This is a genomic window from Nocardia heshunensis (assembly GCF_054782115.1).
The window spans coordinates 711,819-737,893 of sequence record NZ_BAAGTC010000009.1 but is presented as its reverse complement, the minus strand read 5'-3'; the positions used below and the strand labels follow the sequence as shown (position 1 = coordinate 737,893).

The window sequence follows — 26,075 nt, the reverse complement described above, 5'->3', positions numbered from 1 at the left end:
CCTCAGCCGATCTTTCCGAGCCCGGCGCCGCTCACCAAGTATTCCGCAGCGCTGTCGGGATCATCGGCGAGTTCGAGGACCGCCTTGCCGACCTGTTCGGGGGTGAGGACCGGGCCCATTCCGGCGATGTAGGTTTCGACGTCCTTGCCCTCGCGGGCCGCGTAGGCGGCGACCGCGTCCGCGCCCAGACCGGTGACCGGGGTGAGTCGCGGCAGGAGCGCTACGAATCGAATGCCGAGTTCGGCCCGGTCGGATTCCGCCGCGGCGTAGGAACGGATGAAGCGGATGGTCGATTTGGCTCCGGCGTATCCGCCGCTGAGCGGTGACCCGTTCAGGGCGGCCCCGCTCGAGAGGGCGATTACCGTGCTTCCCGGTGCCAGCGGCTGGCGTAGCGCTGCGCCCACCCACACGAACGCGTGCTTGGTGTCGACGACCCAGTTGCGGCTGAAGGTCTCCCAGGTCTGTTCGTGGATGGGCGCGGCGTGCGGCGACGCCCCGGCATTGAGCACCAGCAAGCCGGGCTGGTAGACCCGGATCACCTTCTCCGCCACCGCTTCGTCGGTGGCGTCCGCGACCACGGCCACGAACCCGTCGCCGAGTTCGTCGCGGACCTCCCCCAGCGCCTGCTCGTCGCGCGCCACCCCGATCACGCGCATCCCCGCGCCGACGAGCGCGGTGGCGATGCCCCGCCCGAATCCGCGGCTCGCCCCGGTGACGACTGCTGTCTGTACCGACTCCGACATCACGCACTCCCAACTTCGGTCTGTTCCTGTCGGTATTCAGACCAGCGGGAGCCGGGAAATCCGTCGGCGCTCAGCCCTCGAATTCGGCGAGGTCGATGCGCGTCTCGCCGTAGTCGCGGGATTTCAGGGCCGTGTAGCCCTTGGGCCAGGTGATTTCCGGGGACCGGGTGGAGCGTTCGACCACGATGAGGGCTTCCTCGTGCAGCCAGCCGTTCTCGGCGAGGGCACGCAGGTCGGCTTCGACGTCGGCTACCTCGAGCGCGTACGGCGGGTCGGTGAAAACCAGGTCGTAGCGTTCCGAGGGCGTGGCGGACAGCACCGCACTCACCGAGTTCTGCCGCAATTCCGCGCCCGGCAGCCCGAGGTCGCCGATATTGCCGCGGATGACGGCGGCGGCCTTGCGGTCGGATTCGATCAGCAGGGCGTGGGATGCGCCGCGCGACAAGGCTTCCAATGCCAGCGCCCCCGACCCCGCGTAGAGGTCGAGAACATGCAGCCCGTCGAAGTCCATGCGCGCGTGCAGCAGTGAGAACAGCGCCTCGCGCACGCGGTCGGAGGTAGGCCGGGTGCCCGCCGGGGGAACGCGTAGTCGGCGTCCCCCGGCGGTCCCCGCCACGATCCGGGTCATTCGGCGGCGGCCTCGTTGAGGTTGACGTCGACCAGCAGGTCGCCGCCTTCCACCTGCTGCACCTTCGCGATGGCCACGCGCCGCACGATGCCCGCGCGCGGCGCGGTGATGGCGGCCTCCATCTTCATGGCCTCGATGGTGCCGATGGTGTCCCCGGCGGTGACCGAATCCCCTTCGGAGACAGCGAGGGTCACCACACCGGCGAACGGCGCGGCGATGTGCCCGGCATTGGTCCGGTCGGCCTTCTCGGCGGCCGGGATCTCGCTGGCGATGGAGCGGTCGCGCACCATGATGGGCCGCAGCTGCCCGTTGAGGATGCACATGACGGTGCGCATGCCGCGCTCGTCGGGCTCGGAGATGGCTTCCAGCCCGATGAGCAGGGTGACGCCCTTGTCGAGCTGGACGCGGTGTTCCTCATCGTGGCGCAGGCCGTAGAAGAACTGGTTGGCCGAGAGTCCGGTGGTGTCGCCGAACTTCTCGCGGTGGGCGAGGAATTCGGCGGTGGGCCCGGGGAACAGCAGCCGGTTGAGGGTGGCGCGCCGCTCGTCGGAGCTGCCGTTCAGCCCGGCCTCGTCGGCGGCGGTGAGCTGGGTTTCCGGCTTGGCAGGTCCGCGGCCTTCCAGCGCGCGGCTGCGGAAGGGCTCGGGCCAGCCGCCGGCCGGGGTGCCGAGTTCGCCACGCAGGAAGCCGATCACGGAGTCCGGGATGTCGTAGCGGGCCGGGTCGGAGGCGAAGTCCTCGACGTCGACGCCGCTGCCGACGAGCGCGAGTGCGAGGTCGCCGACCACCTTGGAGGACGGGGTGACCTTGACGAGGCGGCCCAAAAGCCGGTCCGCCGCCGCGTATTTGGCCTCGACCTGCTCGAACTGGTCGCCCAGGCCGAGCGCGATGGCCTGCTGCCGCAGGTTGGACAGCTGCCCACCCGGGATCTCGTGGTGGTAGACGCGTCCGGTCGGGCCCGGCAGGCCGGATTCGAAGGGCGCGTACACCTTTCGCAGCGATTCCCAGTACGGCTCGAGGTCGCACACGTTCTGCAGGTTCAGCCCGGTGTCGTAGGGCGAATTCGCCGCCGCCGCAACGATGGCCGACAAAGCGGGCTGAGAGGTGGTGCCCGCCATGGGCGCCGACGCACCGTCGACCGCGTCCGCCCCGGCCTGCCACGCCGACAGGTAGGTGGCCAGCTGACCGCCCGGGGTGTCGTGGGTGTGCACGTGCACGGGCAGGTCGAATTCCCGACGCAGCGCGGTGACCAGGGTCGCGGCGGCGGGTGCGCGCAGCAGTCCGGCCATGTCCTTGATGCCGATGACGTGCGCCCCGGCCTCGACGATCTGCTCGGCGAGCTTGAGGTAGTAGTCGAGGGTGTAGAGGTCCTCGTTCGGGTTCGACAGATCACCGGTGTAGCTCATGGCGACTTCGGCCAGGGCCGTGCCGGTTTCACGCACGGCGTCGATGGCCGGGCGCATCTGGTCGACATTGTTGAGCGCGTCGAAGATACGGAAGATGTCGATGCCGGTGGCGGTCGCCTCGGAAACGAAGGCGCGCGTGACCTTTTCGGGGTACGGCGTGTAGCCGACGGTGTTGCGCCCGCGCAGCAGCATCTGCAGATTGATGTTGGGCACGGCCTCGCGCAGCGCGGCCAGGCGCTCCCACGGGTCCTCGAAGAGGAACCGCAGCGCCACGTCATAGGTTGCGCCGCCCCAGCATTCGATGGACAGCAGTTCCGGTGTCAGCCGCGCCACGTGCCCGGCGACGTCGAGCAGGCCGTTGGTGCGCACGCGAGTCGCCAGCAGCGACTGGTGCGCGTCACGGAAGGTGGTGTCGGTGACGGCGACGCCCTCGCGATTGCGCAGCCACTGCGCGAACCCTTCGGGCCCGAGTTCCAGCAGCCGCTGGCGGGTGCCGGGCGGCGGCGGGACGGTCAGGTCGAGGGCGGGCAGCTTGTCGTGCGGGTACAGCTTGGTCGGGCGCGAGCCGTGCGGCTTGTTCACCGTCACGTCGGCCAGGTAGTTCAGGATCTTGGTGCCGCGGTCGGCCGAGCTCTTCAAAGTGAGCAACTGCGGCCGCTCGTCGATGAACGAGGTGGTCACGCGGCCCGCGCGGAAGTCCGGATCGTCCAGCACCGCCATCAGGAACGGGATGTTGGTCGTCACGCCACGAATGCGGAATTCGGCGACCGCGCGCCGGGCACGCGCCACGGCGGTGTCGAAATCGCGTCCGCGGCAGGTCAGTTTGACCAGCATGGAGTCGAAGTAGGCCCCGACTTCCGCGCCGACGTTCGCGCCGCCGTCGAGGCGCACGCCCGCGCCGCCGGGCGAGCGGTAGCCGGTGATGCGGCCGGTGTCGGGCCGGAACCCGTTGGCCGGGTCCTCGGTGGTGATGCGGCACTGCAGGGCCGCGCCGCGAATGTGGATGGCGTCCTGGCTCAGTCCCAGATCCGCCAGGCTCTCCCCCGCCGCGATGCGCAGCTGCGACTGCACCAGGTCGACGTCGGTGATCTCCTCGGTCACCGTGTGCTCCACCTGGATTCGCGGATTCATCTCGATGAACACGTGGTTGCCGCGCTCGTCGAGCAGGAACTCCACGGTGCCCGCGCAGGAGTAGCCGATCTGGCGGGCGAAGGCCACGGCGTCGGCGCAGATGCGTTCGCGCAGTGCGGGATCCAGATTGGGCGCGGGCGCGAGCTCGATCACCTTCTGGTGGCGGCGCTGCAGCGAGCAGTCGCGCTCGAACAGGTGGATGACATTGCCGTGCTGGTCGGCGAGGATCTGCACCTCGATGTGGCGGGGGTTGATCACCGCCTGCTCGAGGAACACCGTCGCGTCGCCGAAGGCGGATTCGGCCTCGCGCGCGGCGGCCTCGATGGATTCGCGCAGCTGCGCGGGATCGGCGACACGACGCATACCGCGCCCGCCACCACCGGCGACGGCCTTGACGAAGACCGGGAACTCCATGTCCTCGGCGGCGGCCACGAGGAAGTCCACATCGGCGGACGGTTCGCTCGAGCGCAGCACCGGCAGCCCGGCGGCCTTGGCGGCGGCGATGGCGCGCGCCTTGTTACCGGTCAGTTCGAGCACGTGCGCCGAGGGGCCGATGAAGGTGATGCCCTCGCGGGCGCAGGCGGCGGCCAGGTCCGGGTTCTCCGACAGGAAGCCGTAACCGGGGTAGACGGCGTCCGCGCCGGCGGTCTGGGCGGCCTTGATGATCTCTTCGATCGACAGGTACGCCCGTACCGGATGGCCGGGGGTACCGATCTGGTACGCCTCGTCGGCCTTGAGCCGGTGCACGGAGTTGCGGTCCTCGTACGGAAAGACCGCCACGGTTCCGATGCCGAGTTCGTAGGCCGCGCGGAAGGCGCGAATGGCGATCTCGCCGCGGTTGGCGACCAGGACTTTGGAGAACATGGAAAGAAGGTACCTGCCCTCGGACACGGATCGGGCATCGAAGTCCCGTTCGCAGCAATCTTCACAGTCCCGCCGCCGCGATTGCGAATTTGTGTTAATCACCGTGATACATGCCTGCCGGTGAGGGTCGCGCCGCGCCGACCACCGAATTCGCCGCCTTGCTAAGGAAATGGCCTCCGGACCGACCCGCGAGCCGGGTCGCGCACCGATATGCCGCCGCGTCCGGATCGCCATCCGATCGTGTCCGACACCACAGTGCGGGACACGCGGAAGTCTCCGGGCCGGAAGTCCCGGCACGGCCGCTGGTTCGGACGCGAGAAGGCTTGGGGCGCGCTAAGATCCGGCGCGAGGAGGGGGTCGTTGAGATCGATCGCGTCGCGCACGCTGCTGCCGGTAGCCCTGGCGCTGACGCTCGCCGCCGGGACGGGTTGTGCCACCAGCGTTCCCGGCTCCCCCGTCCGGCAGCAGACCGATCCGGCGAGCCTGCAGGTCGGCAACTATCAGACCGTGCCGCGGGTGCTGGGGAATGCCAAGACCGACAAGCAGTCCCGGGTGCGTGAATCGCAGCGACTGTCGGACTATGTGGCGCTGCCGTTCGAGGCCGACCGCGACTACACCTACGAATGTTCCAACGATGTGCACCCGCACCTGGTCACCAATCACAAGGGCCTGGGCGACATCCTGATCAACGACACCTTCGACGAGGTGGCGCACGATCTGCACGGCGGCTGGATCAATACCTGGTGCACGGGTGCGGAATCCGACGAGAAGCACCGCACGCTCAGCATCGCGGTGCTGGAGTTGCCGGATGCGGGCCGCGCGGCGGCGGTCGGTCCGGCGCTCGAGCACGACGACTTCACCTACAACGTCGACAATCGTCCGGTCACGCTGTCGAAATACCCTGACAGCCGCGCACATTGGCGACCCACCGTGGCCTCGCTGGGTTCCTGGACGGTGCACGACCGCTACGTGGTGTTCATCAAGATCGTCGATGAGCTGTCCGCGCCGAACCTGCCGGATCTGACCGCCCGCACCGAGCAGATGCTGGATGTGGCGCTGCCGCTGCTGGACAAGTTCGTGCCGACGCCCGCCGACAAGTTCGCGCACCTGCCGCTGGATCCGGACGGCATTCTGGGCCGGACCCTGCCCACCAATCCCGAGGAGACCCTGCGCCCGGACCCGGACGGGGCCTACACCGGTCGCGGCGCGCTGCAGAGCCTCAGCGACGCCGACCTCGATTTCCTGACCGTCGGCGATGTGGACCTGGTCGGCTACGGCGATGCGATCGTGGTCCACAGCCGGACCGGCACGGCCGCGGCAGCCCTGTGGCAGCGGTGGAATCCGGCCACCGGCAAGCCCGACACGCAGCAGACGATCGCACCGCCACCGGATTTCCCCGGCGATGTCGGCTGCTTCGCGATCCTGGCGAACGGCCAGGTCGTCTTCAACCAGTGCACTTTTCACGTGGACCGGTACAACGTGCAGGTGGGTGCGCGCAATGTGCTGGAGCTGTATCAGAAGACCTCCGCGCAGTACGTGCTGGTGACGAGTAGGTGAGCGGTGCGGAGAATTCGTGAATCCCGAAGGCTGCGGACCGGTTTGCTGGTGCTCGCGGCGACGGCGGTCGCGCTGGCCGTGCTGATCGCGTGGGCGGCCGCCCCGATCGCGGGGCATGCGCGGCCGGGGATGACCGCGCCGGACTGGTCGAAACTCGCGGTGGGCCCGTACCCTTCGGGCCCGACCGACTACAACCCGCTCTACGACTCGGCGACCGACGCGTACCGCATCGAATCCCGGCGCATGTACAGCTATCTGGTGAGTCCCGACGAGATCGACCCGGACATCACGACGCTGGGCGCGGCCCGCACGCTGGACACCTCCGACGGCAATTTCGGCGATCCGGACGACTTCCTCGGCAAGGACGCGCCGTTCCCGAAGAACTGGCAGCCGGTCGCTGTGGCGAACCGGTTGATCGCGGGCGCGTACATCTGGCGCACCAACAACAGCGTGCGGGCTCGCAAGCAGATCACGTTGGCGCTCATGCGGTTCCCGACCGAGCAGGCGGCGCAGGCGGCCGCGAACGGGTTTGCCGACACGCTGGTCACGCCCGCGTCGCACCAGATCACGCTCGACGGTGTGGACGCACGAGCTTCGGCGGTCACCGACGACCGCGGGCAGGCGTTCGCCGCGCACGGCGTCTACGTGATCGTCACGCACGTGGTGATCCCGCAGGCCGACGCCACCGCGCTCGCGGCCCGGCTGCAGGCGGTGCTGCAGGCCCAGCTGACCCGGATGGCGGACCTGAAACCGACTCCGCTGGAGGACATCCCGGATCTGGCGGCCGATCCCGACGGGCTGCTGCGGCTGACCCTGCCCAACAAGTTCGACGCCTCCGACGAGGATCAGGACTCGTGGGGTTCCGCGCAGGGCGGGCTCTACAGTCCCGCCGGGGCGCTGCATTTCGAACGGGATGTGGTCGCGGTCCGCAAGGCCTTCGACGCCGCCGGGGTGGATGTGGTCGCCCGCAATGCCGCCACCGTCTATCGCACCCGGGATCTGGCGGCGGCGTTCGGATTACAGGCGGCCCTGACCAAGCCGGGTCGCGACGACGATCTGCTGGCGAACCCGCCGGGCCTGGTGGACGCCTCCTGTCTGCAGTTGGACGAGCCGGAACCGATTCGCCGCCACACCTTTCTCTGCGCGGTCGTGGTCGGCCGGTATGTCGCGGTGATCGGCGCGCAGGCGGAGTTCAGCGGGGCGGAGCCGTCGTCGTTCCCGCAGCGGGTGGCGGCGCAGTATTCGATGCTGGCCAAGACGGGATAGCGTGCCATGAGCCTTCCCCGAGTGAGATCAGTGTGTGGCCGGATCCTGGTGCTGGCGTGCGTGATCGGGCTGGCCGCCTGCGGGTCGGGCGACCACCCGCCCGCCGCGCGGGCCCCGAAGGTGGCGATCGTCGATGTGGCCCAATTGGATCCGGGCAACTACCCGGTGGTGCCGCGCGCGATCACCACCCAGCAGCCGGACATCACCGTCGGAGATCTGCTGCAGGAGTCGATCCGGATGGCCGAGCATCTGCCGCTGGCGCTGGATGTCGACGATCGGCTGGTGTACGGCCACGGCGGGAACGCCGTCACCCCGGACTATCCGGTGCTGGGCATCGACAAGTTCACCGACTGGACGCCGGGCCTGATCGCCGGGTGGCAGACCGGTGGACGACACCGCGAGGATGTGTCGCTGGGGCTGAGCCTGGATCTCACGGTGCTGCGTTTCGCCAAGCCGGAGCAGGCGGTCTCGGCCGCGAATCACCTGGTGGGAGACCAGGATCCGCAGTATCCGGACAAGGGGCCGGTGACGGTGCCGGGCTATCCGGATGCGAAGTCCCGGCTCACCAATCTGGAGTCGGTGAAAACCTTTGTCACGCAGGGCAATTACCTCTACTGGGTCTACGCCTCCGACATGCTGACCGTGCCCGACGGTCCCGGGTCGCTGATCGACGCGACGAAGAAGCTGCTGGATCGGGCGATCGATGCGATGAAGGACTTCCAGCCCACGCCGGTCGATCAACTCGCCGGTCTCGCCACCGATCCCGAGGACCTGCTCAGCCGCACCCTGCCGCCGGGTCAGGGCCAGATCTGGGCGATCGAGGGGCTGTACACGCCGCACGCGGCCCTGAGTACCGATGATCGCCCGGCGGCCACCAAGGCCGCCTTCGACAGCGCCGGAGTCGATCTGGTGGCGCACGCACTGAGCGGCGTGTACCGCGCCCGCGATGCCGCGGCCGCGCAACGCCTCACCGGAGCCTTCGTCGACGAGCTCCTCGACCGCTACAAGCCCATCGACCCGCCACCCGGCCTCCCCACCGCCCGCTGCCTGCAGGCCAAGGACGACGACACCCTCGGCAACAAATACCTCTGCTACCTGCCCTACGACCGCTACATGGCCGAGGTCTCCGCCGAGCAGTCCCAGGATCTGCGCCAACGACTTTCGGCACAGTACGAGCTCCTGGCTTATGGTCACATCTGACAACCGACAGTCGGAGGGGACAGCATGCCGTTGCGGCCCGGCACCATTGTGGGCGGCTACCGGGTGATCCGGGTGCTCGGCAGTGGCGGGATGGGCACCGTGTATCTGGTGCAGGATCCGATGTTCCCGCGGCGGCTGGACGCGTTGAAGGTGCTGAGCGCGGATCTGTCGCACGATGAGATGTATCGCAACCGGTTCGAGCGGGAGGCGAATCTCTCTGCCGAACTGGATCATCCGAATATCGTCACCGTCTACGCGCGCGGCGAGGAGGACGGGCGGCTGTGGATCGCCATGCAGTACGTGGCGGGTACCGACGCCTCCGTCGAGCTGAAGCAGCATCCGGGCGGCCTGACCCCGCAGCGGGCGCTGCGCATCATCACCGATGTCGGCAAGGCCCTCGACTACGCGCACCGGCGCGGGCTGCTGCACCGGGACGTGAAGCCCGCCAACTTCCTGCTCACCCGCAACGAGGACGATCCCGAACACGGCGAGGAACGGGCGCTGCTCACCGACTTCGGGGTGGCGACCTCGGTCGCTGACAACCGGGAGCTGACCTCCGGCGACAGCCTGATGGCGACCCTGGCCTATGCGGCGCCCGAGCGGCTGGTGGCGGGGCCGCTGGATCACCGGGGTGATATCTACAGTCTCGGTTGCGCTTTCGTGAAGCTGCTCACCGGGCGGACACCGTTCCCGGTGACCTCACTGGCCCAGGCGACGCTGGGGCATCTGCAGGACCCGCCGCCCGCGATCAGCGCCATGCGGCCGGATCTGCCGCCCGCGCTGGACGGCGTGATCGCGAAGGTGCTGGCGAAGGATCCGGCGCAGCGCTACGCCACCTGCCGGCAGTTCACCGCCGATGCGGCGCTGGCGCTGGCGGGCGGATCACCGTTCGGTCCAGTGGTTTTCGCGGAGGCACCCCCGACCGATCCGATCGACCGTCCGCAAGCCCGGCCGCGGTCGACGCGGCTGCTGCGCGTCCTGCTCGGTGCAGCAGTGGTTGTGCTGCTGGCGGTTTCGGGCGTGGCCGTGTTCGTCGCCACCCACCACTCGACCACCGGCGGGGGCTCGGCCATCACGACAACCACCCCGGTCGATTCCGTGTCTCAGGTCCGTTCGGCCCATCCGGTCTTCCAGACCAAGACCGTGGTGGCGTTCAACCTCGGCGACGGCACCCTCTCCGCCGATCTCGACACCAGTGATCAGGGAAAGTTCCTGCAGGACATCGGCTTCCACTACAGCACCGACTACCGCGCCAAGACCGAGGAAGCCTCTCCCCGCGCCCTGTCACCCAGCGACGCACTGATCCCGAATGTCGACCTGATCATCGTCGTCCGCACCGACAAACAGGCGGGCAACGGCGGTCTGCGCGGCCTGCCCAGTGGCTTCCTGTCCTCCACCCTCGACCACACACGCCTGGTCATCGTCGACGATCCCGCCACCGCACAGGCCTTCATGAACTGGACTCCCGCCTCCCCCGACATCCTGGTCCAGCGCGTGGTCCCGTCGATCGCCAAGGTGCTCTGAACCTCCGCGCGCGGATTCTTACACGTTCTTGCCGAAGCGCTGCCGTGGGCTTGTCGATCGCCACCCAGGATCGGCGTCAGGTTCGGGAGGCCCGGACGGCAGGACGAAAGGAGTCGGTGATGCGGGGTTTGCGAGTCGGCGGCAGGTTTTCGGCACGGTACCGGCTGAGCGACGGGCGCGGGCACGGACTGCCGGTCGAGGTGGCCAAGTACTGGGAGGGCCGCCATGTGGTGGTGACCGGCGGCAGTAGCGGGATCGGGCTCGAGGTGACCCGGATGGCCTTGGCGGCGGGGGCGCGGGTGAGTGTGCTCGCGTTGGAAGACTCGGCGCTGGAGGCGCTTTCGGTCCGGGTGCCAAGTGAAGCGGGACGGCTGGCCGCCATTGCCGCCGACGTCACCCGGCCCGAGGACATGCGCGCGGCATTGAAACTCGCCCGTGCGCAACACGGTCGGGTCCAGGCGGTGATCGCATGCGCCGGGATCGCCAAGCCGGACTACTTCTCGCGGCTCGCGCTCGCCGATTTCGACAAGCACATGGCCGTCAACTATTTCGGTGCGTTGCACGTGATCCGGGAGGTGCTGCCCGATCTGCGGGAGGGCGACCGCGACAGCATCACGGTGATCTCCTCCATGGCCGGGGTGCTGCCCTGCTTCGGTTACGGCGCGTACAGCCCCAGCAAGTTCGCGGTGCGCGCGCTGTGCGAGGTCCTGCGGCAGGAGCTGCGGCCCGCGGGCGTCTCGGTCACGGTGGTGCTGCCACCGGATGTCGACACTCCGCAGCTGTCGGCGGAGGCCGCGACCAAACCGGCGGAACTGGTGGCGCTCAGCGGTTCCGCCCCGATCACCGCGACCGCGGTGGCCCGGGCGCTGCTGGTCGGGGCGGCCCGGGGCCGCGCCACGGTGGTGCCCTCCCGGAGCGCCCGACTGCTGCGCTGGCTCGCCGGTGCGGCGCCGCGCCTGATGGCCCGGGTGATGGACGCGATCATCGCCCGGGCGCAACACCGCGTTATGCTCGCGGGTGCAGTCGGTTCGCCGGGCGCAACGGGCGAGACTCGGTCTGGTCCCGCGTTCGGCGTCGAAACCGGTTCTTCCGCAAGGGGGATTCGGTGAGAGGGAATCCGGTGAGAATCCGGAACTGTCCCGCAGCGGTATGCAGGAACGACCGCCGTCATGAGCACTGGGCGCGAGCCCGGGAAGCGACGGCCAGTAGGTCGGCCCATTCGGGCCGGTGCCTGTGAGTCCGAAGACCTGCCTACTGTGCCGGGTACGCCGTATCCGGCGGTCATCGCCTCGTGGACTGGGCGGACGGGCCGGTGGTTTCCCGCTGCCGTGACAACGGCGGTCGTGGGCTGCCCGGGTTTCGTGCGCTCTTGTGGCGACGGCCAGTGGACTTGGAGCACTGGAGATTACCCGTGACCAGCATTTCACCCTTCACCGCGACGGTGCTCGGCCTGCCCAGGATCGGGCCGCGCCGGGAACTCAAACGGGCCGTCGAATCGTATTGGGCGGGCCGGATCGACGCGGTCGCGCTGTACGCCGTCGGGCGTGAACTCCGCGCCGAGCAGCTCACCGCGCTCGTGGCCGCCGGACTCGACTCGGTGCCGGTGGGCACCTTCTCGTACTACGACCAAATGCTCGATACCGCAGTCCTGTTCGGTGCGCTGCCGCCCCGGGTGGCCGGGATCGCAGATCCGCTGGACCGGTATTTCGCGGCGGCCCGCGGGACCGCGGAGGTCGAACCGCTGGAGATGACCAAGTGGTTCGACACCAACTACCACTACCTGGTTCCCGAACTGGGCCCGGACACCGCGTTCAGCCTGCACCCGGAGCAGCTCCTCGCTGAGCTGGCCGAGGCGCAGGCGCTCGGGGTGCCCGCGCGGCCGGTGGTGATCGGGCCGCTCACCTTCCTGAAGCTGGCCAAGGATGCCGAGGGCAATGCACTGCGCCGATTGAGCGATCTACTGCCGCTGTACCGAGAGCTGTTGCGGCGCTTGGCCGCGGCCGGGGCCGAATGGGTACAGATCGACGAGCCGGTGCTGGTCACCGACCTGTCCGAGGTGGAACTCGCCCTGGTGCAGCACGTGTACGCGGAGCTGTCGGCGGGCACCGACCGGCCGCGGCTGCTGGTGGCCACCTACTTCGGTCGACCGGGCGCGGCGCTGCCGATGCTGGCCGCCACCGACATCGACGGCGTGGCACTGGATTTCACGGCCGGGACCACCGTCGAGGACGTGACCTCGGTGCCGGCGCTGGCCACCAAGCTCGTGGTGGCGGGGGTCGTCGACGGCCGCAATGTGTGGCGCAACGACCCGGATCGGGCCCTGGCGACGCTGGGCACCCTGCTCGGCGGCAGCGGCGCGCTGGCCGTGTCCAGCTCCAGTTCGCTACTGCACGTGCCGTATTCGCTCGACGCCGAAGCGGCGCTCGACCCGAGCGTGCGGTCCTGGCTGGCCTTCGGGGCGGAGAAGGTGGCCGAGGTGCGGTTGCTCGCGACCGCCCTGCACGCCGGGACCGAAGCGGTCGCCGACGAATTGTCCACCGCCCGTGCCGCACTGGCCGCGCGCGGCACCGATCCGCGCCTGCGCGACGACACCGTCCGGGCCCGCCTGGCCGCGCTCGGCCCGGACGCCACCCGCCGCGCGCCCGCCGCGGAACGTCGTGTGCTGCAACATGAGCGCCTTCCGCTGCCGCCGCTGCCGACCACCACCATCGGCTCCTATCCGCAGACCGACGCCATCCGCCGCGACCGCACCGCCCTGCGCAAAGGCACGATCACGGACGCGGAGTACCGCGATCGGATGCGGGCCGAGATCGCGGACGTCATTGCGCTGCAGGAGAAGCTGGGCCTCGACGTGCTGGTGCACGGCGAGCCGGAACGCAACGACATGGTGCAGTACTTCGCCGAACAGCTCACCGGCTTCCTCACCACCGCCAACGGCTGGGTCCAGTCCTACGGCACCCGCTGCGTGCGCCCACCCATCCTCTACGGCGACGTGACCCGCCCCGCACCGATGACGGTCGACTGGATCACCTACGCCCAATCCCGCACCGACAAGCCGGTCAAGGGCATGCTCACCGGCCCCGTCACCATCCTGGCCTGGTCCTTCGTCCGCGACGACCAGCCCCTCGACGTGACGGCAAGCCAAGTGGCGCTGGCCATCCGCGACGAGACCGTGGACCTGCAGGCGGCGGGCATCCGCATCATCCAGGTCGACGAACCGGCCCTGCGCGAACTGCTCCCCCTGCGCGCCGACGCCAAGCCCGACTACCTGGCCTGGTCCATCACCGCCTTCCGCCTGGCCACCTCCGGCGTCTCCGACGCCACCCAAATCCACACCCACCTCTGCTATTCCGAGTTCGGCGAGGTCATCGACGCCATCGCCGCCCTCGACGCGGACGTCACCTCCATCGAGGCCGCCCGCTCCCACATGGAAGTCCTCGACGACCTCAACGCGGCGGGCTTCCACCTGGGCGTAGGCCCCGGCGTCTACGACATCCACTCCCCCCGAGTCCCCTCGACCCCCGAAATCACCGAATCCCTCCGCGAGGCCCTGAAAGCCGTCCCCGCCGACCGCCTCTGGGTCAACCCCGACTGCGGCCTGAAAACCCGCGGCCCCGCGGAAGTGGAAGCGTCCCTCCACAACATGGTTCAGGCCGCCAAAGCCCTCCGCTGACGGTCAAGAACCACACACACCCGCGATGAACACATCCCACTCGCCAGGCGCGAAGCTCAACGCCGGGCCGGTGGGATTCTTCGAGTCCCGGACGCCCACCCGGCCACCACCGAGGTGGGCAACCTCGACACAATCTTGGCCGCCCGAGCTGTAGCTGGACTTGAACCACACAGTCCGATTCGGATCAGCGGTCACTGTCGTGCTCCCTTGCTATCTCGCGAACCAGATCCCGGCTCGGGCGAGCGTCCAGAGTCGCGCGCTGAACCGTACTGAAGGCTTCACGGTAAAGCCCGACCTCGGTCTGACGCTCAAAATACATTGCCCCGGCGAAACTTTCGGCAAACACCACGGTGGGCTCGGTCAGCTTCCCACGAGCATCCTGCCCGAATTCGAAGATGATGAACGGCGGTAGCGGCATGCCCACCGGGAATCCCGCCCGGTACGGCAACAGCCGCACCTCGATATTGTCGCGCGTGCTCAGGTCGGCGATGTGCCGCAACTGGGCCGCCATTACACGGCGGTCGCCCACCACCGTGCGCAGTGCCGCCTCTTGCAACACCACCAGAGCCTGGGCCGGATGCCGCTGGCGCAGCAGCACATTCCGGCGTTGCGCCCGCAACTCGATTCGCCGGTCAAGCTCCACTGCCGTATCGGCCGGAAAATAGATCCGGTCCATGGCCCGCGCGTAGTCGGCGGTCTGCAGGAGTCCGGGGACGATCAATGGTTGAAAGATCGTGATGACGCGCGCACCGGCCTCCAATCCGACGAACAGGTTGGAATGCGAGGGGATCAGATCGGCGTAGGCGTGCCACCAGGATTTGGCCGGTGTCTGCTCGGCCAGCGCCTTCGCGGCGGCGGTCTTCTCCTCATCCAACCCATACACCTCGCACAGGCCCAAAACGTCTCTGACCCTGACCTTTTCCGTCAGGCCTCGTTCCAGGCGACTGAGCGTCGACTTGTTCCACTCCATCAACTCGGCAGCCTGTTCCACCGTGAATCCGGCCCCGTCCCTGGCCTCCCGTAAGAACCGGCCGAGTTGCCTACGCGGCAAGGTGCTTCCGGTATCCGAAGGCCCATCCCCATCGGTCACGTCCGCCCGCCTCCGTTGCACACTGCAGTCGAATGTTGTTGCGGAATGCACCAACGATAAGCCGCGTTGCACAACGCGACCTCGCCTTTTGCGCCAATTCCGCAGATTCTCTGCGCGTGCCGCGCGACCGCGCCCCCGTGTCGCACCGTTCCCCCATGACCTGGATCAATGACTTCTGCGAGAACGCCCGCGTAGACGACCCCCGCCGAGCCGAGGGCATCCTGAAGATCCACGCCCCCTGCACCCCACCCTGTCCCCGGGCCCGCGCCGCCGCCGAATGCCTCGCCCGCCACCCCCACCCACCCTCGCACTAACCAAGATCAGGGACACCGCCCCAGCGCAATGGAGGCGGACCGAACGGTCGACTCCATGCGACTCGAAGTGCGTTGCGGCACTGGGGGATACACTCGAATGGCTGGGCATCGTGGCAATACTGTTGGGAGACATCATGTCGCTTCCCGAAAACCCGGTTCAGTTCCCCCGGCCCGTTGATGGCGCGCTCGTGCATCAGCGGCGTCCGGGGAGAGCTGAGGGAAAGTTCGACATCAGCTCGGACATCTATACCGAAGTCGACTTCCCCCAGTACACCATCCATTTGAGCAGGCAGGCGGTCCTCTGGATCGGGGGCATGCAGAAGATCTTCGATCAGGTGCTGCAAGCGTCGATGGAGATGCTGGAAGTGCTCGCGCCGATCTTCGAGGCCATCAATATCTATATCGACGCCGAGGCGGAGACGATCAAGGTCGTGTCGGACCGGGTGCCGGACGGAAGGGTCAAGCTGGAGGGGATCATTCCCGATCCGGCGGTGATGCCGGTGCCGGACGAAGGTTACGTCCCACCCGGCGGATGGGATCCCCCGGACACGGCGAACGGCTTGCGCTGGTGGACCGTGAACTCCATCAACCTCTACCGGAATCAGTGGGCCTTCACCGCGACCAATTCGAATCCGAACGAGTCGGCGCGGTCGGTCTACTTCTCCACGGAGTACGACGGGAACTCGATGCACATCAACCCGTGCGATTTCCGCGACAGCGCCCACGGCTGGTCCGGTCTCCGGGGTTATCCGGAGTTCGACAGCGGACTCGACACGTGCGTCTTCCTTCCCGACACCGGGAACTGGTGGCTGTTCAACGGCCAATACTGCGCGAGGGTGAGCGACTTCGGAACCACTGTCAACTGGGAGCCGTCGTTACTGACGGACACCTGGCTGGGGTTCCGCCGGATCGCCGACGGCGAATTCGGCAGCGACGAGCAACAGCAGTGGGCCAACGGAATCTCCTGCGTCACGATCTGGGGCAACGTCTACGTCTTCGTCGCGGGAAACCGGATCGCCTTTCTCAACTCCGGCGACGGAGATTTCGTACCGTGGCAACCTTGGAACAAGCCCGCGGCGCTGACCGACGTCTGGCCCGCGCTGAAGAGTCTCGACGATCTGGGCGGCATCCACGACGGCTCGGGACCGAAGGCCATCTGCTTCGACGACAGCCGCGGCCTACGGAAATGGATTCTGGTCTACCACAGCACCGCCTTCCTCAATTTCCCCGACAGCGAGTACCCCGGCACCTTGCACTACACCTACCTGGCGTGCCAGTCCGATCTGGGGACGGACGACATGTACTACGGCTGGAACGCCATGTTCAACTACCTCAACGGCCCCTGGCCGTACCCTTCCTGCGATTGATTCGCCGCTAGGCCGCGCCGAGGCGGCGCGGGGGAACGCCGACGTATTCCGACAACGGGCGGATGAGGGCGTTGGATTCGGATTGTTCGAGGATGTGGGCGGTCCAGCCGGTGATGCGGGACATGACGAAGATGGGGGTGAACATGTCTATGTCGAAGCCGAGGAGGTAGTAGGCGGGGCCGGTGGGGAAGTCGAGATTCGGTTTGATGCCGGTGGATTCGAGCATGGCGGATTCGAGTTCGGTGTACATGGACAGCCAGTGGGCGCCGTCGGTGAGGGCGGCGATGTCGGTGAGGGCCGACTTCATGGTGGGGACTCGGGAGTCGCCGTCCTTGTAGACGCGGTGGCCGAAGCCCATCACCCTTTCCTTGCGGGAGAGGCGCTCTCGCAACCATTTTCGCGCTTGATCCGGCTCGCCGATTTCGAGCATGTCGTGCATGACGGCCTCGTTCGCGCCGCCGTGCAGGCGGCCCTTCAAGGCGCCGATGGCGGCGGTGACCGCGCTGTACATGTCGGATTCGGTGGAGGTGACGACGCGGGCGGCGAAGGTGGAGGCGTTGAAACTGTGCTCGGCGTAGAGGATCAGCGAGATTTCGAAGGCGCGGACCAGGCGCGGGTCCAGGTGCGGGCCGGTGGCCTCGCCGAAGCACATGTGCAGGAAGTTCTCGGCGAAGCCGCGCGACGGGTCGGGCGGGATGGGGTCCAGGCCGCGGCGGCGGCGCAGGTCGGCCGCGATCACGGTGGGGAGGACGGCGGTCAGGCGTAAAGCCTTGGCCAGCAGTTCATCCCGGCCGGTGCCGCGGTCTTCGAGGGGATCCTCCGCACCGAGGTAGCTGACCACGGTGCGCACCACATCCATCGGGTGACAGGTTTCGGGCAGGCGGGCGATGAGAGCCAGCAGCGAGCGGTCCGCGCCGCGCAGGGCCCGTTCGCGGGCGCACAGTGCCCGCAGTTCGGCGGGATCGGGGAGTTCGCCGTACCAGAGCAGATGTGCGACCTCTTCGAAACTGCACTGCCGGGCCAGATCCTGCACGGCGTAGCCGCGATAGGTGAGGGTGCTGGTCTCGGGCACCACCTTGGAGATGGCGGTGGTGTCGACCACCACACCCGCCAGGCCCTTCTTGATCTCGGTCATGGGAATCACTCGCTCACTGTGTAAGTGAAGATGTCGGCGTCGAAGGCGTTGTAGCCGCGGTAGTTCAGCAGCTCGTAGAGCCGCGACCGATGCTGCATGCGGTCCAGCAGCGCGGATTGCGTTCCGGTGGCCGCGATTTCGCGCAGACCGGTCTCGATGGCGTGCATCGCCAGGCGCAGGGTGGTGACCGGGTAGATGACGGCGTTGTAGCCCAGCGACTCCAGCTCACCGGCGGACAGCAGCTCGGACTTGCCGAACTCGGTCATATTGGCCAGCAGCGGGATATCGACGGCGGCACGGAATTTGGCGAACTCCCCGGCATCGGCGAGGGCTTCGACGAAGATCAGGTCCGCGCCCGCGTCGGCGTACGCCTTGGCCCGGTCGATCGCCGCGTCGAGCCCTTCCACGCCGCGGGCGTCGGTGCGGGCGCAGACCACGAACCCGGGGTCGCGTCGGGCGGCCACGGCGGCCCGGACCCGCCGCACCATATCGTCGACCGGTACCAGCGTCTTACCGTCCAGATGCCCGCAACGCTTGGGATTCACCTGGTCCTCCAGGTGACAGCCCGCCAGCCCGGCTTCCTCCAGCAGGGTCACCGTGCGCGCCGCGTTCATCGGTTCCCCGAATCCGGTGTCGGCATCGATGAGCACGGGCAACTCGGTGACCCGCGCGATCTGCCGTCCTCGCTCGGCCACCTCGCTCAGTGTGGTCAGGCCGATGTCGGGCAGCCCGAGCTCAGCCGACACCACCGCCCCGGACACGTACACGCCCTCGAACCCGATCTCCTGGATCAGCTTGGCCACCAACGGATTCAATGCCCCCGGCCAGCGCTGGATGCGCCCGCTCGCCAACCCGGCCCGCAGCGCGGCCCGCTTGTCCCCCGGCGTCGCCGCCGCGGCCATCAGCCCGGTCATCCGAAGATCCCTTCTCGGGTGGCCGGAGCGCGATCCAGCAGCTCCTGGCTCACGGTGAACGTCAACTGGTCCAGTTCGCCCGCCCGCAACTCCGGTGCACGCTGCGCGATGTCCAGGAATCGTTGCTGCTCAGCGGGTTCCAGCACGCCGTCGGTCAGCGTCCGGAACTTCTCGATGTACTGATCGCGACCGAATGGCCTGGCCCCCAACGGATGCGCGTCCGCCACCGCCAGTTCGTCGACGATGGTCTCGCCGCTGCGCAGCGTCACCTCGGCCCGGCAGCCGAACGCCTTCTCGGCGGGGTCGGTGGAGTGATAGCGACGCGTCCACTCCGGATCCTCGACCGTGCTGATCCGCTGCCACAGCTCCACGGTGTCGGCGCGGCGCGCGCGTTCGGGCGCGTACGAGCGCTCGTGATGCCAGCCGCCGTCCTGCAGCGCGACCGCGAAGATATAAGGAACGGAGTGATCGAGCGTCTCGCGGCTCGCCGTCGGGTCGTACTTCTGCGGATCACCCGAGCCACTGCCGATCACCACATGCGTGTGATGACTGGTGTGCAGCACGATCGACGCGATCTGCCCGAGATCCCCGATGCGCGAACGCATCCGCCGTGCCAGGTCGATCGGGGCCTGGCTCTGGTATTCGGCGGAGTGCTCCTTGGTGTAGCTGTCCAGGATCGCCCGCTTGGCCTCCCCCGGCCCCGGCAGCGGCACCTGATACTCCGCTTCGAATCCGCCCAGCAGCCGGGCGATCACCCCGTCGGCCCCCTCCCAGATCGGCGCGGGCGCACCCTCCCCGCGCATGGCCCGATCCACGGCCTCGATGGCCGCCTTCCCGGCGAAGGCGGGCGCGAACGCCTTCCAGCTGGAGATCTCCCCCTTGCGGGACTGCCGCGTCGCGGTGGTGGTGTGCAACGCTTGCCCGACAGCCTGATAGATCGTCTCGGCGTCGAGCCCGAGCAGCGTCCCGATGCCCGCCGCCGCCGACGGCCCCAGATGCGCGACATGGTCGATCTTGTGCTCGTGCAGGCAGATTCCCCGCACCAGATCGATCTGGATCTCGTAACCGGTCGCCAACCCGCGCATCAGCTCGGCCCCGCTGCGCCCGGCATGCTGGGCGACCGCCAGGATCGGCGGAATATTGTCCCCCGGATGCGAGTACTCGGCGGCCAGGAAGGTGTCGTGGAAGTCCAGCTCCCGCACCGCCACCCCGTTGGCCCACGCCGCCCACTCCGGTGAGAACCGCTGTGCCCCGGGCAATCCGAAGACCGTCGCCCCGGGCGAATACGGATGCGCCTGCGCCTGCCGCCGCGCGGTGGTCACCGACCGCCGCAGCACCGAAGCTGCTGCCACCGCGGCATTGTCGATGATCCGATTGACGATCATCTCGGTGACTTCGGCCGACACCTCGACCGGGTCGACCGCCACCTCGGCGATCCGCATGGCCAAATGCTCGGAGCGCGGGAACTCCTCGGCCGAGGAGCGTGCGCGAACGGGATACGTCTTCATACCTCCGCACGCTACGCATGCCGATGACCTCGAAAAACAGCTCGCAGCAGCGAAGTTCGGCAAGCGAATCCGCCCGAATCGGCGAATCCAGCAAACCTTAAGCTGACACCATGACCGACCCTGCGCGCCTCCGCTACCGCCTGATCACCGGCCCCGATGACGCCACCTTCTGCCAGCGCATCAGCGCCCTGCTGGAGGAGGGCTACCGGCTGCACGGTTCACCCGCCGTCACCTTCGATGGCACATCGGTCATTGCCGCGCAGGCGCTGGTGTGGGGCGAGGAGTAACCGGATCAGAAAGGTCGGGGGCGATGCACGTCGACCCCTGCGCCGATGCGGCGAGCGGCTTCCGCCAGTTCGGTCAGATAGGAGTGGCGTTCGGCGCGGGTGACGTCCTCGCGGAGGGGGCCGATCTGCAACTCCATCACCGCGTGGCCGCCGGCATCGAAAACCGGTGCGCTGATATAGCTGATCGGCAGGCTGACATTGCGGTCGAGGGTGCGCTGGTCGTAGGCACTGCCGCCGATGGCGGCCAACTGGGCCAGCACACGGCCGCGCAGTTCCTTGCTGGCGGGCTGGTCGGCGAGATGGTCGGCGACCTCGGAGAGCACCCGCAGGTTGGGCAGGCTGTCTGATTCCAGCTTCCAGACGCAGTGCCCGGTCGCCCGCAGGGCGGCGAGGACCGCGCGGTATTCGTCGCGGCGTTCGGGGCCGCGGGTCTCGAGCCAATCCTGTTGGCGCGCAGTGCCCCAGTGCGCGATGATCGCCGCGCCCGCCGGGGCCAGCAGCGGGATGCGCGCGCCGGATTCGATGCCGACGGTGTAGCGGTCGCGGGTGACCGCCAGGAATTCCACGTGGTCGAGGGTGATGGTGGTCAGCGCCGCGCCGCAGTCGACGGCGTCGGCGAGCCGCTCCAATTCCCGTTCCAGCCAGGCATGGTCGTCGTCCAGGTCGGCGGCGCGGCGGCCGAGCGCGGCCAGCGCGGGACCGAGTTCGTAGCTGAGGTCGGGCAGTCGACGCACCCAGCCGCGTTCGGTGAGCGCGGCCAGGATCGCGCCCGCGGTGGACCGGTTGAGCTCGAGCCGGTCGGCGATCTCGGCCGAGGTCCGTGAGCTGGACGCGGCGGCCAGCAACTCCACGATCGCGATGACCCGTTGCGTCGGCGGTGAACTCTGCCCCTGCGAACTTTGCGCCTGCGGTGAGCTCGAAACCGGCCTCGTCTTGCCAGCGGGCACGCGGGTCTCCTAGCCTGAGCCGTCGATACGAATAATCGTCATCCGTAATACGAATACTCGCACCGAGGAGCAGGCATGGCAACCACGTGGGCGCAGGGGCGCAGCGCGTCGTGATCGCGGATTTCGCCGACCACTGGCTGCTCTACTGCTCGATTCCCGTCGTCGCCGCGCTGATCGGCTGGGTCACCAAGATCGTGGCCGTGCGCATGCTGATGTATCCGCTCGAATTCAAGGGCATCCCACCGTGGTTGGGCTGGCAGGGCGTGATCCCCCGCTCCGCGGCGCGCATGGCCACCATCGCCGTGGACCTCATGTTCGGCAAGCTCATCGACCCGCAGGACATCATCGCCCGCATCGATATCGCCGAGCTCACCACGCGCCTGCGCGAACCCCTCGATGCCGGTGTCGATTACATGGTCCGCGCCATGATGCTGAAACATCAGCCGCGGCTGTGGGTGAACATGCCCGATTCCGCGCAGCGCGCCATCATCGAACGCGCGCAACGGGATCTGCCGCAGCTCATCGAGGACCTCGTCTACGACCTGCGCACCAATCTCGATCAGGTGATGGACCTGCGCGGCATGGCCATCAGCGCACTGGTGGACGACAAGTCGCTGCTGGTGGAGATGGTGCGCCGGGTGGGCCGCAACGAGTTGCGCTTCATCGTGCGCTCGGGCCTGATCTTCGGCACGGTGCTGGGCTTCGTGCAGATGATCACGTGGTCGCTGACCCATTCCGCCTGGCTCATGCCCGCTTTCGGTGGTTTCACCGGGTTGGTCACCGACTGGCTGGCGCTGCAGATGATCTTCCGGCCGATCCGCCCGGTCGGTATCGGACCCTTCAAGTGGCAAGGCCTCTTCCACAAGCGCCGCGAGCAGGTCTGCGCCGACTACGGCGACCTCATCGCCACCGAGATCCTCACCCCGGCACGCATTCTCGAGGCCGTCCTCAATGGCGAACGAGCCGACCGGTTGGCCTCCATTCTCAGCCGCCACGTCAGCGACTTCCTCGAGTTGCAGACCGGCCCCGCCCGCCCCTTGGTGCTGATGGTCGCCCGCGACAGCTACACCGCACTGGAACGCGACGCCGTCACCTTCGTGCTCGAGTACGTCAAGGCCGCCGCACACTCCGGCTTCGACCGCCACGCCATCGAGGCCCTGGATGTGCGCAACCTGGTGATCGAGAAGACCAAGCAGTTGACCGACGACGAGTACGAGGGTCTGCTGCGCCCGGCGTTCAAACAGGACGAATGGAAGCTGGTCGCCATCGGCGCGGTGCTCGGGTTCCTGGTCGGCGAACTCCAGGTTCACCTGATTTTGGGATGAACCCGCCGATTTCGAGGCACATTCCGGATGCCGTTCCACCTCGGTGGCGTTGGGTTGGTCGTACGATGGGGACTCGCGTCAGAAACCGCCCGTAGTACCGAATTCGCATGCTACGCAGCACCGCCGCCACGATGAAGTGGCACGCAGGGGGGCGAAAATGTGGCGAGTCTCCCCAATTTGCGATGTTTGCGAAGCCGAATCGGTACCATCCTGCACGTGCGCAAGATGTATGCGGGGGCCCGACTACGACGGTTGCGCGAGGAACGGCGGATGACCCAGGCGGCCTTGGCCAAATCCCTGGACCTGTCCCCCAGCTACCTCAACCAGCTCGAGCGCGATCAACGACCGCTCACCATTCCCGTGCTGCTGAAGCTGAATTCGACGTTCGATCTTGATGTCCAGTTCTTCGCCGCGGACTCCGACGCCCGCCTGGTGTCGGACCTGCACGAGATCCTGGTGGAGGCGGCGGGCGGCAATGTCGCCCCGGTGGCCGAGGTCGAGGACCTGGCCACCCGCATGCCCGAGGTCGCGAAAATCGTTGTGGCCATGCACCGCCGACTACGCGCGGCGACCGACCAGTTGGACCTCTTGTCCTCCAAGGTGGCCACCCCCACCGGCGCCCCCGGGGTCCCCATGCCCTACGAGGATGTGCGCGACTTCTTCTACGACCATCACAATCACATCGCCCAGCTGGATCTCGCGGCCGAGCGGCTGTTCGACGAGAGCGGGCTCACCATCGGCTCGCTGGACCGGCAGCTGGCCCGGGTGGCCGAGGAACGCGCCGGGGTCACCGTGCTGGTGCGCGGCGACGGCGCCGATCCGAACATCCCCAAGCGCCACTACGAACCCGAGTCCCGCACCCTCACCCTGGCCCGGCGGCTGCGCCCCGGACAGCGCGCCTTCCAGATCGCCACCACGCTCGCCTTCCTGCTGCACGGCGCGTTGCTGGACGAAGTGCTGGACGAAAGCCCCACGCTCACCGACGAATCCCGCACCCTGGCCCGCATCGGGCTGGCGAACTACTTCGCGGGCGCGCTCATCCTGCCCTACGGCAAGTTCCTGCGCTCGGCCGAGGAACTGCACTACGACATCGATCTGCTGAGCCTGCGCTTCGAGGTCGGCTTCGAGACCGTCTGCCATCGCCTGAGCACCCTGCAGCGGCAGGGCCAGCGCGGGGTGCCGTTCTTCCTGATCCGCACCGACCGGGCCGGGAACATCTCGAAACGGCAGTCCGCCACCGCCTTCCACTTCTCCCGGGTCGGCGGCAGCTGCCCGCTATGGGTGGTGCACGAGGCGTTCAATCAGCCCGGCCGCATGCTCAGCCAGATCGCGTCCATGCCCGACGGTCGGCGCTACCTGTGGGTGGCGCGCACCACCACGCCGACGCCGACCGGGTTCGGCACGGCCGGTAAGGAATTCGCCATCGGACTGGGCTGCGATATCGAGTACGCCGACCGGTTGGTGTATTCACGCGGCCTGGAACTCGACGATCCGGCGGCGGCCGTCCCCATCGGCGCGGGCTGCAAGGTGTGCGAGCGCCCCAACTGTGCCCAGCGCGCCTTTCCGCAGATCGGGCGGCCGCTGGCGATCAGCGAGCACATCAGCTCGGATCTGCCGTATCCCCGTATGCCCCGGTGACTTTCTCCCCTATCGCGGGGAAACACGATGCGGTATTGCACAATTCCCGTATCCATTCTGGATATCCACTGCGTCGCATTGCATCAGGACCGAAAGGTATTTCGTACCGTCAAGTATTCTTGATCCGTCACCGGCGAGAATGATGCGAGCTATCGATTAATCCGGCGTTTGCCACACATCACGGGCACATCATGTGTAGCGTCTGGATTCGCTCGAAGTCTCTCGATAACAAGCGGTGGCGCGGTGATCGGTATTGACGGATGTCTCAAACGCATCATGGACATTCCCGGAGCACGCAGCGTCACCCTCGTGGACGGCGCGAGCGGTCTGGCCATTGCGGCTGCCGGGCGTCACGACGTGGTAGATCAGCACGAAGACGCCGCCGCCGCAACCGATGTCGTGCGGTCGGTGCTCACCTCACCGGCCCTCGTCACCGGACTCCCCGGCGACGACATCACCGAGATCATCGTGTGCGGAACGCGGGGATATCACCTGCTGAATTTGATCGACGGCGATTTCGACGGGCGGCTTTTCGTGCACATCCTCTTCGACGGCGACAGTGGCAATCTCGCCATGGCCCGATACCAGCTGCGGGCAATTCTCGCCGAATTTGCCGAGGACGATCATGGACAGTGAACTCCTGATCGAACTGCGGCGGCTCGAGCAAGAACACGGTACCGGCGTACTCACCGTGGGCGACGGCGCATTTCACCTAGTCGAGGGAGCCATCGTCGCCGCCGAATGCGAGCGCACCACCGGACTCGACCGCATGGTGGTGGCGTCCGGAGTGGCGACCACCGAGCATTGGCGGCGCGCTCGCACCGGCGGCGACGATCGGCTACTGACCAGCCCGCGGCTGGAAACCCTTGCGCTGCTGTCGGTTTTCGACGCCGCCTACGTGATGCTGGGGGCGCCGGTGCTGCTGCCCCAACCGCCGGACGCGCCGGTGGTGGAGTTCCGGCCCGGGCCAAAACATCGGCTCGCCCACGCCTGCCGCATCACCCCCGGCGCGCTGATCCACGAGTGCGCGCGACGCGGCGACCCCGGCGCCGGGGTGTGGCCGGTCGAACTCATCGACCGCGTCACCGTCGTCCCGGCCCGGCGGGTGCGGCGTCGGCGCGTCGTCCTCACCGGCGGGCAGGCCGAAGTGCTCGCCGCCGTCGACACCCGCCACACCGTCAGCGGACTCGCGGAGGAGTTGGGGCGCACCACTTACGGCTGCCTGCTGGCGGTGCGCGAGCTCACCGCGATCGGGTTGATCGAGCCTCCGGTCACGGTGACCCTCACCGACCGGGTCAGCACCGCACCGGCCGCGCCCCTCGCGGCCGGTGCGGGCGGTTCGGGTGGTGCGGGCGAGGACGAACCCGCTTCCGCCGCACCGCAATCCCCGCCGCCGCTGCGTCGGCGAGTCCGGTCGGCCGCCGTGGTCGCCGTCCCGGACCGCTGGGAACCGCCCGACCGGGACGTACTCATACGCCTGCGGGCAGCACTCGAGGAGCTGTGAAGCAACAGATAGGGAGGCGGCCTTGGAGGAACTCGCGTGACCGCGCGGAAAAGG

The 26,075-nt window shown here is 68.0% G+C and carries 22 protein-coding genes and 1 riboswitch; of the genes, 13 read left to right on the top strand and 9 right to left on the bottom strand.

Annotated features, from left to right (window positions below; genetic code table 11):
* Nucleotides 1-2 precede the first annotated feature (2 nt).
* The 3 genes from ACYVN4_RS31530 to ACYVN4_RS31520 form a co-directional block, all read right to left on the bottom strand.
* A complete protein-coding gene (locus tag ACYVN4_RS31530) occupies nucleotides 3-743 on the bottom strand; it encodes an SDR family oxidoreductase (protein ID WP_460725625.1) in 741 nt (246 codons plus the stop codon).
* A gap of 70 nt (nucleotides 744-813) precedes the next feature.
* A complete protein-coding gene (gene rsmD, locus ACYVN4_RS31525; protein WP_460725624.1) occupies nucleotides 814-1,371 on the bottom strand; it encodes a 16S rRNA (guanine(966)-N(2))-methyltransferase RsmD in 558 nt (185 codons plus the stop codon).
* Complete coding sequence (locus ACYVN4_RS31520) at nucleotides 1,368-4,772, bottom strand: pyruvate carboxylase (protein ID WP_460725623.1); 3,405 nt, start codon at nucleotides 4,770-4,772, stop codon at nucleotides 1,368-1,370. Before ACYVN4_RS31520 ends, rsmD begins: the two co-directional genes overlap by 4 nt.
* 360 nt (nucleotides 4,773-5,132) lie before the next feature.
* Here ACYVN4_RS31520 and ACYVN4_RS31515 point away from each other — a divergent pair, with 360 nt between their 5' ends.
* The 6 genes from ACYVN4_RS31515 to metE all read left to right on the top strand — a co-directional run bounded on the left by ACYVN4_RS31515 (nucleotide 5,133) and on the right by metE (nucleotide 13,992).
* Nucleotides 5,133-6,329 carry a DUF7373 family lipoprotein gene (locus ACYVN4_RS31515; RefSeq protein WP_460725622.1) on the top strand — a complete coding sequence of 399 codons (1,197 nt, stop codon included), beginning with the start codon at nucleotides 5,133-5,135 and terminating at the stop codon, nucleotides 6,327-6,329.
* Nucleotides 6,330-6,332: 3 nt separating this feature from the next.
* A complete protein-coding gene (locus ACYVN4_RS31510; RefSeq protein ID WP_460725621.1) occupies nucleotides 6,333-7,595 on the top strand; it encodes a DUF7373 family lipoprotein in 1,263 nt (420 codons plus the stop codon).
* A 21-nt stretch (nucleotides 7,596-7,616) separates the two neighbouring features.
* Nucleotides 7,617-8,795 (top strand): DUF7373 family lipoprotein, encoded by a 1,179-nt coding sequence (locus ACYVN4_RS31505; RefSeq protein ID WP_460725620.1) that lies wholly within the window; start codon nucleotides 7,617-7,619, stop codon nucleotides 8,793-8,795.
* Between the two features lie 24 nt (nucleotides 8,796-8,819).
* Nucleotides 8,820-10,319 carry a serine/threonine-protein kinase gene (locus ACYVN4_RS31500; RefSeq protein ID WP_460725619.1) on the top strand — a complete coding sequence of 500 codons (1,500 nt, stop codon included), beginning with the start codon at nucleotides 8,820-8,822 and terminating at the stop codon, nucleotides 10,317-10,319.
* A 119-nt stretch (nucleotides 10,320-10,438) separates the two neighbouring features.
* Nucleotides 10,439-11,428 carry an SDR family NAD(P)-dependent oxidoreductase gene (locus ACYVN4_RS31495; protein ID WP_460725618.1) on the top strand — a complete coding sequence of 330 codons (990 nt, stop codon included), beginning with the start codon at nucleotides 10,439-10,441 and terminating at the stop codon, nucleotides 11,426-11,428.
* A riboswitch (cobalamin riboswitch) is annotated at nucleotides 11,384-11,588 on the top strand. Its footprint overlaps the gene before it by 45 nt.
* A gap of 142 nt (nucleotides 11,589-11,730) precedes the next feature.
* The gene (gene metE, locus ACYVN4_RS31490) at nucleotides 11,731-13,992 is read left to right on the top strand and encodes a 5-methyltetrahydropteroyltriglutamate--homocysteine S-methyltransferase (RefSeq protein ID WP_460725617.1); all 2,262 of its coding nucleotides are present in this window, start codon (nucleotides 11,731-11,733) and stop codon (nucleotides 13,990-13,992) included.
* A 3-nt stretch (nucleotides 13,993-13,995) separates the two neighbouring features.
* Here the strand turns inward: metE and ACYVN4_RS31485 are convergent, their stop codons facing one another.
* Together ACYVN4_RS31485 and ACYVN4_RS31480 are read right to left on the bottom strand one after the other, a co-directional pair.
* Complete coding sequence (locus tag ACYVN4_RS31485; RefSeq protein WP_460725616.1) at nucleotides 13,996-14,187, bottom strand: DUF397 domain-containing protein; 192 nt, start codon at nucleotides 14,185-14,187, stop codon at nucleotides 13,996-13,998.
* Entirely contained in the window at nucleotides 14,177-15,082 is a 906-nt protein-coding gene (locus ACYVN4_RS31480; protein WP_460725615.1) for a helix-turn-helix domain-containing protein, read from the bottom strand. The genes ACYVN4_RS31485 and ACYVN4_RS31480 overlap by 11 nt, the downstream gene beginning before the upstream one ends.
* Before the next feature lie 155 nt (nucleotides 15,083-15,237).
* On the opposite strand from ACYVN4_RS31480, the gene ACYVN4_RS31475 reads away from it, so the two are divergent.
* Entirely contained in the window at nucleotides 15,238-15,396 is a 159-nt protein-coding gene (locus tag ACYVN4_RS31475) for a hypothetical protein (RefSeq protein ID WP_460725614.1), read from the top strand.
* Nucleotides 15,397-15,530: 134 nt separating this feature from the next.
* Nucleotides 15,531-16,763: a hypothetical protein gene (locus ACYVN4_RS31470; protein WP_460725613.1), complete on the top strand. Its 1,233-nt coding sequence runs from the start codon at nucleotides 15,531-15,533 to the stop codon at nucleotides 16,761-16,763.
* Nucleotides 16,764-16,770: 7 nt separating this feature from the next.
* On the opposite strand, the gene ACYVN4_RS31465 is transcribed toward ACYVN4_RS31470, so the two are convergent.
* From ACYVN4_RS31465 to prpD, 3 genes are read right to left on the bottom strand one after another with little or no spacing between them, the layout of a single operon-like run.
* Nucleotides 16,771-17,898, bottom strand: a complete 1,128-nt coding sequence (locus tag ACYVN4_RS31465) for a bifunctional 2-methylcitrate synthase/citrate synthase (RefSeq protein WP_460725612.1) — start codon at nucleotides 17,896-17,898, stop codon at nucleotides 16,771-16,773.
* 5 nt (nucleotides 17,899-17,903) lie between these two features.
* Nucleotides 17,904-18,812, bottom strand: a complete 909-nt coding sequence (prpB, locus tag ACYVN4_RS31460) for a methylisocitrate lyase (RefSeq protein WP_460725611.1) — start codon at nucleotides 18,810-18,812, stop codon at nucleotides 17,904-17,906.
* On the bottom strand, nucleotides 18,809-20,320 hold the full coding sequence (gene prpD, locus ACYVN4_RS31455; protein ID WP_460725610.1) for a 2-methylcitrate dehydratase PrpD: 1,512 nt from the start codon (nucleotides 20,318-20,320) through the stop codon (nucleotides 18,809-18,811). The genes prpB and prpD overlap by 4 nt, the downstream gene beginning before the upstream one ends.
* Before the next feature lie 110 nt (nucleotides 20,321-20,430).
* On the opposite strand from prpD, the gene ACYVN4_RS31450 reads away from it, so the two are divergent.
* Complete coding sequence (locus ACYVN4_RS31450) at nucleotides 20,431-20,607, top strand: DUF1737 domain-containing protein (protein WP_460725609.1); 177 nt, start codon at nucleotides 20,431-20,433, stop codon at nucleotides 20,605-20,607.
* 5 nt (nucleotides 20,608-20,612) lie between these two features.
* Here ACYVN4_RS31450 and ACYVN4_RS31445 read toward each other — a convergent pair whose 3' ends face one another.
* Nucleotides 20,613-21,554: a helix-turn-helix domain-containing protein gene (locus tag ACYVN4_RS31445; protein WP_460725608.1), complete on the bottom strand. Its 942-nt coding sequence runs from the start codon at nucleotides 21,552-21,554 to the stop codon at nucleotides 20,613-20,615.
* Nucleotides 21,555-21,640: 86 nt separating this feature from the next.
* Here ACYVN4_RS31445 and ACYVN4_RS31440 point away from each other — a divergent pair, with 86 nt between their 5' ends.
* The 4 genes from ACYVN4_RS31440 to ACYVN4_RS31425 all read left to right on the top strand — a co-directional run bounded on the left by ACYVN4_RS31440 (nucleotide 21,641) and on the right by ACYVN4_RS31425 (nucleotide 26,021).
* Nucleotides 21,641-22,879, top strand: a complete 1,239-nt coding sequence (locus tag ACYVN4_RS31440) for a DUF445 domain-containing protein (protein WP_460725607.1) — start codon at nucleotides 21,641-21,643, stop codon at nucleotides 22,877-22,879.
* A 216-nt stretch (nucleotides 22,880-23,095) separates the two neighbouring features.
* A complete protein-coding gene (locus ACYVN4_RS31435) occupies nucleotides 23,096-24,517 on the top strand; it encodes a short-chain fatty acyl-CoA regulator family protein (RefSeq protein WP_460725606.1) in 1,422 nt (473 codons plus the stop codon).
* Between the two features lie 276 nt (nucleotides 24,518-24,793).
* Entirely contained in the window at nucleotides 24,794-25,153 is a 360-nt protein-coding gene (locus ACYVN4_RS31430; protein WP_460725605.1) for a hypothetical protein, read from the top strand.
* Nucleotides 25,143-26,021 (top strand): hypothetical protein, encoded by an 879-nt coding sequence (locus ACYVN4_RS31425; RefSeq protein ID WP_460725604.1) that lies wholly within the window; start codon nucleotides 25,143-25,145, stop codon nucleotides 26,019-26,021. The genes ACYVN4_RS31430 and ACYVN4_RS31425 overlap by 11 nt, the downstream gene beginning before the upstream one ends.
* The last annotated feature ends 54 nt before the right edge of the window (nucleotides 26,022-26,075 follow it).